Here is a 12621-nt window from a genome sequence, read left to right on the forward strand (position 1 = left end):
ATATCGCTTCTAAGGAAGTGATCAAGATAAAGAGATTGCCTCGATCCTTGGCTTTAAATACTCCAACCATGCGCAGAATTGCCGGTAATAGGATTGCATCGCACGCTTGATGGGATAAAGGTGAAAGTTAGATAGGGGCAATCTCCTCAAACAGGATGAAGTTTCTTCTTCTTCAGGACTCAACGGACAACGGGAAATAATATCCCAAGTCCGTTGAGTTTCAATGTGGTTTATATACACCGGTCACTTTTATCGATAAGTGTACTTATTTAGATTATACAACTTTTATGCGTCAAATAGCTCGAAAAAAAAACCATTCCGTCATCCAATTAAATAATAAAACGGCATTTTTATCTGCCCTGTCGTTGAACATATTTTTTGTTTGTGTGCAGCTGATTGTCTTGCTGTATAGTTTCTATATGGGAGAGAACATCGGGGAAAGGATTTCCAGAAGGCTATCCGGGTCAGGCATTTACCTGCAGCATGCGAGTTTGTTTGTAATCAATATATTGCTGTTGTATGTCTTCTTTCGGATTGAATTCTGGATTATTAAACGTTACCACAATAATAGAAAGAGAGCCTGGTTCTCGGTTCTCGCTTTGTTTCTGTTTGTAGGTGTTGTAAGCACTGCCATTTCACAATTGTTAGGTATTTGGTTTAAGGGTGAGTTGACATCATATCAGTATTCTATTGTTCAGTTTATCAAGGATATGATGCTTTTCATTACTTCCATTTTTGTCACTTCCCTGATCTACCTGACCATTAAAAACCAGAAGGGAATGGAAGAGAACAAAAATTTGGCCATTGAGAATTTCAGGAACCGGTATAACGCGCTGAAAAATCAAACCGATCCCCATTTCCTGTTTAACTCGCTCAATTCGCTCAGCGGACTGATCGGTTATGACGATGAACGCGCGCATGAATACGTGATGCAGCTCTCATCCGTATTTAGATATACAATACAGGAACATTCGGTAGTGACGCTTTCAGAAGAACTGGAGTTTGCCGAATCATATATCTATTTGATGAAGATCCGGTACGGGGATTCCCTTTCTGTCGATATCCGGATACCGGACGACCATCCGGAGTACTATATCCTGCCTTTCGCCATACAGACATTGGTAGAAAATGCAGTGAAACATAATATTGCCAGTCGGCAGAAACCATTGAAACTGACCATCCGGATGACGGAGGCGGAATCGGTCATTGTGGAAAATAATCTTCAGAGAAGGCAGGATATAAGGCCGGGAAACGGTCTGGGATTGTCGAATCTGAATGAACGGTACTGGTTGATGTTCAGGGAAAATATCAAAATACAGGCCGATGATGCTGTTTTCAGGGTCGAGATCCCATTGATAAAAAATCTGGATAAATATAACGATAAGTTTGTCAATTAAAACAATCAAAAGTCTCTATCTTTACTTTTTATTCTCAAAAAAATGAACGCTGTCATTGTAGAAGACGAATTTGCTGCCGCACAGAATCTTGAAAGGCTTTTAACGTCGATAGACGAAAATATGAATATCCTCACCGTATTGCAGAATGTGGACGAGAGTATAGAGTGGTTTTTAACCAATCCGCTCCCCGACATAGTCTTTATGGATATCCATTTGGCGGATGGAGACTCTTTTTCTATTTTTAAAAGTATCGAGATTCATTGCCCTATTATTTTTACGACAGCTTACGATCAATATGCACTGAAAGCATTTGAAGTGAACAGTATAGACTATTTGCTCAAACCAATCAGTAAAAAGAGTTTGGAAAAAGCATTGACCAAACTGAAGAACTTTGTGCCCAATTCCAATAATTCCGAAGTTATCACGCAGATAATGCAGAGTATCAACCAGTTCAGCAAACATCGCCAGAGGAATTTTCTTATCCCTTTCAAGGATAAATTGATACCCATTTCATCCGACGATATTGCCTTTATTTACTCCCAAAATAAAAAGGCCGAGATCGTCTGCTTCAATAAGCGTGACTATATGATGGATACCTCGCTCGATGATTTTTTGAAACAACTCGATCCTGACCTTTTTTTCAGGGCAAACCGGCAGTTTATTATCTCTCATAAAGCCGTAACCGACATGTCGATATGGTTCGACGGGAAACTGGCTGTCAATCTTTCTGTTTCTACCCCGGAGAGGATCATTGTGAGCCGTGCCCGTGCCGGTGAATTTAAAGAATGGTACATGAGGACAGATGATTGATATATGATTGATATATGATTCTCCCTGCCGGAGGCATGCTTTTATTTCCAATCTGTTAACCTTCTTGTAAAAATACCGGCACTTTAGCTATAATTGCCCTAAGTTGAGTATTGCTATTTTATATTTCAGCTCTTAAAAATGCCGTTTAGGAATCCTGACCACAACAATCTGCTCATTTGTGGTATTACTTTGTATCGTCAAAAAAGAAATTTTTTCGGTTTCCAGAGTTTCAAAAATCGATAAACCGTGTTAAGTAAAAAACAGCTTAAGAAGATTTTTTTGAAACGATATTCAGTTCACTAAAGAATACAATGATAAAAGAAAGAATCATTCAACAGGCTACATCTCTTTTTATCCGTGATGGTATTAAAAATGTATCGATGGATTATCTGGCCTCTTCATTAGGTATTTCGAAACGGACTATCTACATGAATTTTAAAGATAAAGAGGATATTCTAAAGCAGTGTATCCTCATTTCTCAGGAAAAAATAAAACATAACATTCATATACTCATCGATCAATCAGAGAATATCATAGATGGATGCCTTCAAATAATTGAAGAGTATAAAAATATTCAGCTGCCCACGGCAAGATTTTGGGACGATATCTATAAATATTACCCTCTGATTTACCAGTCCTTTCTGGATGAAATAGGAAAAAACAATACCTGTTTGAAAGAATTGCTGGAAAAGGGAATACAAGACAATTATTTTCGTGAAAATTTGAATATCGATGAAACATTAAATTATTATGTAATAATAAGCAATATTTATTCATTGAGAATTTCTTTCTCCCGCACAGATTTAATTTCCAATATAATGGTGAATATGCTTCGCGGAATTTCTACCTATAAGGGCATTGAAATCATTGACAAATATATTGATAACATAGCCCATTCAAATAATTAATAATTTTATGAGAGTTACAAAAATTGGTATCGCCTTGATGGCGGTGTGTGGATTGTTCAGGTTATCCGCCGCAAATGCGCAGGAAACGGACTCCGGGATATTGCATCTGGACCTGGAGACGGCTGTTCAAGTTGCTTTGAACGAAAATCCCCTGGTCAAAGTGGCCGATATGGAGATCGAGAAAAAAAACTATGCAAAAAAAAGTGCCTATGGCGCCCTGTTACCCCAGGTTGACCTGATGGGACAGTTCCAACGTATGCTGAAACGCCAGACGATGTATCTGGATACGGATATGGGTAGTCTTTTTGGTGGCGGTTCCGGTGGTGCGGGAAATCTTACCCCGGAAGAGCAGGAGATCGCGGCTGTATTGGGAAAGTTGATGGCACCCGATCCCGATGCAGCGGATGAGGGTATTCAGGTGGGACGAAAAAACATGTGGACAGGAGGAGTCAACGTCAGTTTACCTCTCGTAGTTCCGTCATTATGGAAAAACGTCCAGATGAGCAAGGTTGACCTGGAAATGGCCGTGGAGCAATCGCGTGCGTCAAAAATCGATTTGACATACCAGGTAAAGAAGGCTTTTTACAGTACATTATTGGCCAAAGACAGTTATGACTTGTTCAGGGAAACTTATACGAACGACTCGTTGAACCTGGCAAATATTAAAAATAAATTTGATCAGGGGATTGTGGCAGAATATGATGTCATTACCGCCGACGTGCGTCTCAAAAGTATTATTCCCAATATCCTGCAGGCCGAAAGTATGTTGAAGATTTCGGAACTGCAATTGAAAATGCTGATGGGTATCGATGCGGAAGTGCCTGTAGAGATTGTAGGGTCGCTTTCTGAATATGAAGACTCAATGTTTGAAGCCATCGTTCCGGATGATAATAATCTTCCGGGGAATAGTGATTTGAGACAATTAGACTTGCAAGCCATGCAGGCGAAAAACGCGCATGAGATGAATAAACTGCAACGTTTGCCTACGCTCACCTCGTCTTTCAATTATTCCTACATGAGCCAGAATAACAATTTCAAGTTCGGCGACTATCGTTGGGATCCCTATTCGGTGGTGGGCGTCACCCTCGCTATCCCCATCTTTAGCGGAGGACAACGGCATCACAATATCAAACAATCCCAGATCCAGTTATACCAGTTACGGGAACAACGCCGTAACCTGAAACGCAGTCTGGACCTGTCTGTGAAGAACAGCGTGGAGCTGATCAATAAAAGTATTGAACAGGTGGTGGCCGCAGAATCATCGGTGGAACAGGCGAATAAAGGGTACGAGATCACCAGGAAGAGATACGACACGGGAATGGGTACCATTGTGGACCTGAATGCGGCCGCATTGGCAGTGACCAATGCAGAACTGCAATATCGGAATGCTATTTATGATTATCTGGCATCCCGGGCCGATTTGGAAAAAACCCTCGGTTATGATTTGTAAATTGATCCGGTTATAAAGGCTACAATATAAATGCCTATTGAATCCCTTTTTTCAGATTTTATTATCCTTACAAGATATTGTGAGAAAATCGTTTTAAGAAGATTTATAGAAGCAGACTTAAATATAAAATAAAGAAATTGAGACTAAATAAATAAAATCAAATGGAACTAAGAAACTTTCTCAAATTTATACCGCTGGCAGCCCTATTGGCGCTCCCTTCATGTGGTGCAAAAGGTGAACAAGAGACGGAGAGTGTGAAAAAAAACGTGACCGTGGAAGAGGTCAGATTAGTGCCTGTGGACCAATTGTCTTCTTTCACGGCTACTGTGGAGGCGAAGACCGTCAATAATATCGCACCGGCAATGGGTGGGCGTATCAGAACCATTCATGTGGATGTGGGCAGCCGTGTGTCGAAAGGGCAGACGGTGGTGACAATGGATGCCGCCAATTACTCCCAGCAGGAGACACAACTGGCAACATTGAAGCGTGACTATGAGCGATACAGGGAATTGTATGAAGTGGGAGGTGTCTCCAAACAGCAGTTGGATCAACTGAAAACACAGCTCGATGTGGCCCAGACCGCCCTCAATAACATCGGTGAGAATACCGGCCTGGTAAGCCCCATAAGCGGGGTGGTGACTGCCCGAAACTATGATCCGGGTGATGTGGCCGGCGGGGCACCTATATTGACCATTGAAAATATCAATCCCGTCAAGGTGATTATCAACGTGTCTGAATCATATTACAGTAGGGTTTCCTTGGGCATGCCCGCTGAGATAGCGGTGGATGCTTTACAGGGAGAAATGTTCGAAGGGAAAATCTCTTTGATCTACCCCACGATAAACTCTGTGTCACGTACTTTTCCGGTGGAAATTGAAGTGAACAACAGCGACCAACGTCTTCGCCCGGGAATGTTCTCACGGGTGACGCTTAATTTTGGCACCAATGAACACCCCGTCGTGCCTGACAGGGCTGTGTTGAAGCAGAGCGGATCGAACGACAGGTATGTATTCCTCGAAAAGGATGGAAAGGCATCGTACACAAAAGTGGAGCTGGGAACCAGGCTTGGGGATAAGTATGAGATCGTGTCGGGGTTACAAGTAGGCGACCGAGTAATCGTGCAGGGAAATACCGGTCTGATTGACGGCGTTGAAGTGCAAGTGGGAAAATGAAATATGACTGGGGAGACGAGGAGAAAGGGAGACTGAAAGATGTAGTTATCCTTAATCCAACCCCCAATTTATAATTGAGAATTATATGAAATTATATGAATCAGCAGTCAAGAATCCTGTCGGGACTTCTTTGATCTTTATTGGAATAGTGCTTATCGGGATAATGTTTTACCGGCAGCTTCCGGTAGACTTGTTGCCCGATATAGAAGTGAATATGGTGTCGGTGATGACTTCTTATCCCGGTGCAGGTGCCGAAGACGTGGAGACAAACGTTACCCGGCCTTTGGAGGATGTCTTGAACTCTACCGAAAATATCAAAGAAATTACCTCCACTTCAAAGGATGGGATATCGGTGATTATGCTCGAGTTCAATTGGGGATCGGACATGAATATCATCATGAATGATATCCGAGACAAGTTGGACCTGGTGACCAGCAATCTGCCTGACGGTGTTTCAGATCCAATGCTCTTGAAATTCAGTACCGATATGGTTCCCGTGATTATACTTTCTGCCACAGCGGACGAAAGTGCCAACGCATTGTATAAAATTCTCGACGACCAGCTCGCAGCTCCTCTCAACAGGATATCGGGTGTGGGTACGGTCTCCATCTCCGGGGCACCACAGCGTGAAGTGCAGGTAAATGTGTTCCCCGAAAAACTGGAGGCTTACAATATATCCCTGGAGCAAATCGCCCAGAAAATTGCGGCGGAAAACGTGAATATTCCTGCCGGTAATCTTGATGTGGGTTCACAAACCTATATGTTACGCCTTCAGGGAGAGTTTTCCGAGAGTAGGGAATTGGAAGGTATAGTGATTGGTGTCAGTGAAGGACAATCTGTTTATCTGAGGGATGTAGGAGTAGTGCGTGATACCGTGCAGACAAACGTAATGGAAAGTTACACCAACGGCCGGCGCAGTGCTTCCATCATGATCCAGAAGCAGACAGGTGCCAATACGATGGAGATTGCCAATGCGGTGAAAGCGCAGCTGCCCGAGTTGCAGAAAAATCTCCCTCCCGATATCCAGATAGTAACGGTGATCGATACCTCGGACAATATCAGAACTTCCATCGATAGCTTGCTGGAAACGATTTTGCTCGCCCTCCTTATTGTGGGAGTCATTGTGTTGTTCTTCCTGGGACGATGGCGGGCAACCATCATTATCATGGTGGCTGTGCCGATTTCCCTGGTAGGTTCGTTTATCTACCTCTATATTACGGGAAATACAATCAATATTATATCACTGTCCGCGCTTTCGATATGTATCGGTATGGTGGTGGACGATGCCATCGTGGTATTGGAAAATATTACTACCCACATCGAGCGGGGGAGCCGTCCGCGCCAGGCGGCGATTTACGGTACCGAAGAGGTGTCGCTTTCGGTGATTGCATCTACGTTGACCATTGTAGCGGCTTTCCTTCCGATGACATTGGTGGGTGGCCTGGCAGGAGTGATGTTTAAACAGCTGGGATGGATGGTGACTATCATCATCACTCTCTCCATGATTATTGCTTTGTCTCTTACTCCAATGATGAGTGCCAAAATGATGAAATCTGCGAAGGAGGCGAAAGATAGTAAATTCGACAGGTGGTACAATAAGCGTATTATTCCGATACTCGACAAGATAGATATCGCTTACGGCAGGCTGGTGAATGCCGTGGTAAGAAGACGCGGATTGACATTGACAGTAATCATTGGGGTATTCATCGTAGGAGCTGTCATCTCGGCGATCACCCTGAAAACTGAGTTTATGCCGAGTTCAGACAATAACACTATTTCAGTGACCGTGGAATTACCTACCGGTACAAGGATGGAGATCACTCGTGAAGTAGGATTGCAGATCAACCAGTTGATTGCAGAGAAATATCCCGAGATAGAGATCAATTCGTTTACTGTAGGACAGGCAGACGAAGACAATATGTTTGCTTCCATGCAAGAAAACGGACCGCAGATAATGAGTTTCAATGTCCGTACGAAAGAAGCCAAGTACAGGAATAGGTCTATTTTTGAAATTTCCGATGAATTGCGCAAAGACTTTGCCAATATCCCGGCTATCAGCAATTATGTGGTGACACCCGGAGGAACTACCGGAGCAATGGGGGGAGGAAGTACGATTGATGTGAATATCTACGGTCATGATTTGAACGAAACCGATGCACTCGCAGCAGAGGTGGAAGCGAAATTGCGGGATATAAAGGGCTTGCGGGACCTCAATATTTCTCGTAAGGATTACCGGATGGAATACCAGATAGAGTTCGATCGGGAAAAACTCTCCCTTAACGGCCTGACCATGTCAACTGCTGCCAATGCGATCCGCAACCGGATAAACGGATTGACCATGACGCATTTCCGTGAAGAAGGCGAAGAGTATGACATTCGTGTACGTTATGACGAGCAGTCGCGCCAATCGATAGATGATATTGAAAATATCATGATATATAACCCGATGGGTGTGGGTGTGCGTGTGCGGGATTTGGGAAGGGTGATAGAAGATTCGTCGCTGCCCGAGATCGAACGCAAAGATCGCCAGCGAATAGTGACCATCACCGGTTCTATCTATAAACGGGCGTTGAGTGACGTGGCCGCTGATGTAGGCAATACCATCAGATCTTTGGACGTTCCAATGGGTATACAGGTAGAAATGGGGGGATCCATTGAAGACCAAGCAGAGGCTTTTGGAGACTTGTCCATGTTGATTGTGATCGTTATCCTTTTGGTGTATATTGTAATGGCATCCCAATTTGAATCGCTCACATACCCGTTCATTATCCTTCTTTCCATTCCGTTTGCGTTTATAGGCTCATTGCTGCTCTTGGCAATTACAGGGCAACCGCTCGGGATTATGGGGCTTATAGGACTTGTGATGCTTGTAGGAATGGTGGTGAAGAACGGCATTGTGCTGGTGGACTATGTCAACCTGAACCGGGAGCGGGGAATGTCGATTATCACCGCAGTGGTAGATGGTGGAAAATCGAGGTTGCGCCCGGTATTGATGACGACTCTTACTACCATACTTGGTATGATACCGTTGGCTATTGGCACAGGACAGGGTTCTGAGATGTGGCAAACGCTTGGTATCTCTATCATTGGAGGTATGACATTCTCAACCGTTGTGACACTTGTGCTTATTCCTGTTCTCTATGCAATCTTTGGAGGAAATGGAGTGAAACGGCAACGGAAAAAACACCGGGAAGTAGTGGCCGGTTAAAAAGTGCCTAAATGAAAAATTAAAAGTGAAAATATGAAAGCAGTAATGATAACTTTAGACCAAGCGCATTACGTCGAAATTGTGGATAACTTGAGTTCGCTTAATATACGTGGTTTTACAGCATGGAAAGATGTGCGCGGTCGCGGAAATGTTAAAGGTGAGCCACATTATGGTACCCACGCATGGCCGTCTTTAAATAATGCTATCCTCACTATAGTAGAGGACGACAGGGTGAAACCTTTGTTAAACTATTTAAGAACACTCGATGAGGAGTCGCCCAACTTGGGTCTTCGTGCCTTCGTGTGGAATGTTGAGGATATGATGTGATTCTGAGTAAACTACATTAAGTCGAGAGCCGGGCATACAGGATGTGTCCGGCTTTTTTTATCGCACTGCTACTGGAATTGTGTCGGGAATGTCGAACCAATTATTGCGGCAATTAGGCCTGTTACTTTTCCTCGCCGAGGTGGGTACACCTGCAGGAGCCACCCTTTTCTCCTCATTCCAAACCTATGGCTTGCCTTTGCGGGTGGTATGACGAGCACCCCGGGATTGGCTACCTTTTGATTCAATGACTGACAGTACACGCCCCAGTGTGGCCTACGCTATCGTATATCCTATTGCCATGGTATTGCTGATTGTAATGATACAACTAATGGGAACGTTCTTATAAAGATGTGTATAACGGTGATGCCCTCATAAACTGATGAATTAAAGAGCACTTTACCCTTGCAAACAGATGAACGAAATGACCCCGTCCGGCGTTTATCTGTAATATTTGAAAAATATGGCAATCATTAAAAGTATCCTCGATACCGACCTTTACAAGTTTACCACCGGTTATGCCTATTCAAAGCTCTTCCCGAGGGCATACGGCGAGTTTGAATTTATTGACCGCAGCAACGGCGATTATCCTGAGGGGTTCGACCGGTTGCTGAGGAAAGAGCTGGAGGAGATGACGCACCTTTCCCTCACCAAAGAGGAGGAGGCATTTGTAAGGAAGCAGATGCCTTACCTGCCGCCCATTTATATCGATTTTCTGAAAGGGTTCCGTTTCGATCCGTCGGAGCTGGATATCTGCATGGAAGGAAGTAAGCTGCATATCAAAGCGCATGGGCTTCTTTACCGTGTCACCCTTTGGGAAACGCCTATCCTGGCGACCATTTCGGAACTCTATTTCCGGGAAACAGGTCGTTACCCGGATTTGAAATATATGGAGGAGGTGACACTGGAAAAAGCGAAGAAGATGCGTGAACATAATCTCTCGGTCTCCCTGTTCGGGATGCGGCGGCGATTCAGCGCCGATGTGGAAGACCGGGTGACGGGATTGCTGAAGCGGCATGCAGGAGACAGCCTCTATGGGACGAGTAATGTTTACATGGCCTTTAAGCATGACCTGAATGTTTCAGGAACCCATCCGCATGAATGGGTGCAGTTCCATGGGTCGCTCTACGGGTATAAGATGGCCAATTATATGTCGATGGAGAACTGGATCAATGTATATGACGGCGACTTGGGTACCGTATTGACCGACACCTATACTACGGATGTCTTTTTGCGTAACTTCAGTAAGAAACATGCATCACTCTTTACCAGCTTGAGACAAGACAGTGGTGACCCATTGCTGTTTGTGGACAAGGTAATCCGGCGGTATGAGGAGTTGCGTGTCAATCCTAAATTGAAATACCTGGTCTTTTCCGACAGCCTGAATGTGGATAAGGCGATTCAGATAAAGGATTATTGCGGCAACCATATTGGTGCCACTTTTGGAATTGGCACGAACCTGACTGCCGACGTGGGCAACAATATCAAGGGGATGAACATCGTAATGAAGCTTTTCCGTTGTAAGATGACAGCCCGTGAGGAGTGGCAGGAGTGCATCAAGCTGTCGGACGTGGAGGGGAAACATACCGGCAGTGAGCGGGAAATAGCTATTGCACAAGCGGTATTGGGATTGTAATCAATAATAAAAACTGTACTGGTATTCGCTGCGGTTGCCGGCGCCGTCGATGGCGGTAAAGGTGAATACCTGTTGTTGCCCCTTGGTCAACCGGTCGTCATCGAACTGATAAGTATAAACCGACGATTTAATGTCGTGTGTAAACAATACATAGTCGCCGTTGATCTCTCCCCGGAATGAAGCGATACCGCTCTTGTTATCGGTAAGCCTGATGCGGATACGCTTCCGGCTTACCCATGTGGCCGGTTCGACAGGGGTGATAACCGGAGCAATTGTGTCGGCGGAAATGGTATAGCGGTCGCCCAGTTCCCGGATACCTGCCATGATTCCTCCATGGATATACTCTCCACCGACCCAGCTTTCAGAGCCATTGGCGTTGACTTTTACGATGCCGTAATTCTGTTTGTTTTGTAAAGTATCGGTATGCATTCCGATCCAGATGCTCGCTCGATCGTGTAACGGTACAGGGGTGTTGTTTATTTGGTGCAGGTCTGAATAATGGTTGGGACTTCTTGTGGAGGAGTGAGAGAAACAGATGTCGTCATACAGGTTCCCTCTCGGGATTTGCAACTGGAAACCGGTATCCATATAGGTGTTATATCGGTTCCATGCCATCCAGTGGGCACATTCGGGCTTTTCGGGGATGAGGAGGTTTTTCCCGTTGATCGTGAAATGGTAGGTGAGCCTGTTGCCGTGATGGTCTTCCAGCTCATACCGGAAATGGTAAGGACGCTCTTCATCAATATCGATATATCCATTGTTTTCGGCTTCATAGAAAGGGAGGGTGTTGCCCGGTTCTATAAATGATTTCATAAAGAAAGACTTGCGTTTTCTCCAGTCTTCAAAGTCGACGAAGCTGTTAAGCATGCGTGTGTCAGCAAAGGAATAGCGGTTCACGGTGCTGCTGAATAGTTGCCGGTCGTCCACGAAAAGACGGATATGTTTTACGCCGTAGATATTATTTTGACCATCCATCCGGTCGTATGCCTTCACACCTATGCCTATGCGTCCCCATGCTTCAATCACTCTTGGCAATGACAGCGGATTTTCCGCTTTGTCTTTGCCGATATTCAGTCTGATTGGGAGACTGCTGCCGTTGATCACTCCTTTTCCCGTTACGGGATAGAAGGCGATTCCCTGAAGATCCGGTTTCCGGGTATCGGGGATGGCCGGCAGGAATTCCAATGCGTCCATCGGTTCCTCGGTTTGGGTGTCCCGTATTTCAAAATGGAGGTGAGGACCACCGGAACCCCCGGTGTTGCCACTCAAGGCAATTTGTTCTCCCTTTTTTACCGGCAAGAGTCCCGGCTCAGGATAGAGGGTGACGCTGAACCGTTCCTGTTGGTATTGCTGTTCCTTTACCCATTCCGCAATTTCTTTGGAAAAGCTGTTGAGGTGCCCATAGACACTGGTATGTCCGGTGGACGGATGATCTATATATAGCGCCAGTCCATAGCCGCCGGGGGAGATGCCGATGCGGGAGATATATCCATCCTCGATTGCCACGATTGGCTTGTCGACTACCTGTTGCGTCTTGAAGTCAATCCCCGAATGAAAGTGATTGTTCCTCAACTCACCGAAGTTCGCACTGAGCGCCGGTGGAAGGGTCACCGGATTTCTATACTGTTGTGAATAGGATAGGAGAGAGATACTGAAAAACAGGAGAAATATGAGTGGTAGCTTAAATCGAAACATCATAAAGAAATAAGAAGTAAA

The 12621-nt window shown here is 44.8% G+C and carries 9 protein-coding genes and 1 pseudogene; 9 read left to right on the plus strand and 1 reads right to left on the minus strand.

Going from position 1 to position 12621, the window contains the following annotated elements:
• Positions 1-287 precede the first annotated feature (287 nt).
• The 9 genes and pseudogenes from B4G81_RS12095 (at position 288) to pncB (ending at position 10905) form a co-directional block, all read left to right on the plus strand.
• On the plus strand, positions 288-1397 hold the full coding sequence (locus B4G81_RS12095; RefSeq protein ID WP_294082841.1) for a sensor histidine kinase: 1110 nt from the start codon (positions 288-290) through the stop codon (positions 1395-1397).
• A 42-nt stretch (positions 1398-1439) separates the two neighbouring features.
• Complete coding sequence (locus tag B4G81_RS12100; protein WP_294082842.1) at positions 1440-2207, plus strand: LytR/AlgR family response regulator transcription factor; 768 nt, start codon at positions 1440-1442, stop codon at positions 2205-2207.
• A gap of 311 nt (positions 2208-2518) precedes the next feature.
• Positions 2519-3115 (plus strand): TetR/AcrR family transcriptional regulator, encoded by a 597-nt coding sequence (locus B4G81_RS12105; protein WP_294082843.1) that lies wholly within the window; start codon positions 2519-2521, stop codon positions 3113-3115.
• Positions 3116-3122: 7 nt separating this feature from the next.
• A complete protein-coding gene (locus B4G81_RS12110; protein ID WP_294082844.1) occupies positions 3123-4565 on the plus strand; it encodes a TolC family protein in 1443 nt (480 codons plus the stop codon).
• 161 nt (positions 4566-4726) lie between these two features.
• On the plus strand, positions 4727-5737 hold the full coding sequence (locus tag B4G81_RS12115; RefSeq protein WP_294082845.1) for an efflux RND transporter periplasmic adaptor subunit: 1011 nt from the start codon (positions 4727-4729) through the stop codon (positions 5735-5737).
• Positions 5738-5822: 85 nt separating this feature from the next.
• A complete protein-coding gene (locus B4G81_RS12120; protein WP_294082847.1) occupies positions 5823-8945 on the plus strand; it encodes an efflux RND transporter permease subunit in 3123 nt (1040 codons plus the stop codon).
• A gap of 33 nt (positions 8946-8978) precedes the next feature.
• Positions 8979-9272: a PG0541 family transporter-associated protein gene (locus B4G81_RS12125; RefSeq protein ID WP_294082849.1), complete on the plus strand. Its 294-nt coding sequence runs from the start codon at positions 8979-8981 to the stop codon at positions 9270-9272.
• Positions 9273-9351: 79 nt separating this feature from the next.
• Positions 9352-9618: pseudogene (locus B4G81_RS12130) on the plus strand (transporter); the annotation flags it as partial.
• 114 nt (positions 9619-9732) lie between these two features.
• On the plus strand, positions 9733-10905 hold the full coding sequence (pncB, locus tag B4G81_RS12135) for a nicotinate phosphoribosyltransferase (protein WP_294082851.1): 1173 nt from the start codon (positions 9733-9735) through the stop codon (positions 10903-10905).
• Here pncB and B4G81_RS12140 read toward each other — a convergent pair whose 3' ends face one another.
• Positions 10906-12603 (minus strand): M23 family metallopeptidase, encoded by a 1698-nt coding sequence (locus B4G81_RS12140; RefSeq protein WP_294082853.1) that lies wholly within the window; start codon positions 12601-12603, stop codon positions 10906-10908.
• Between the last annotated feature and the right edge of the window lie 18 nt (positions 12604-12621).

Source organism: Proteiniphilum sp. UBA5384 (assembly GCF_002410825.1).
In the GTDB taxonomy this organism is placed as follows: Bacteria; Bacteroidota; Bacteroidia; order Bacteroidales; family Dysgonomonadaceae; genus Proteiniphilum.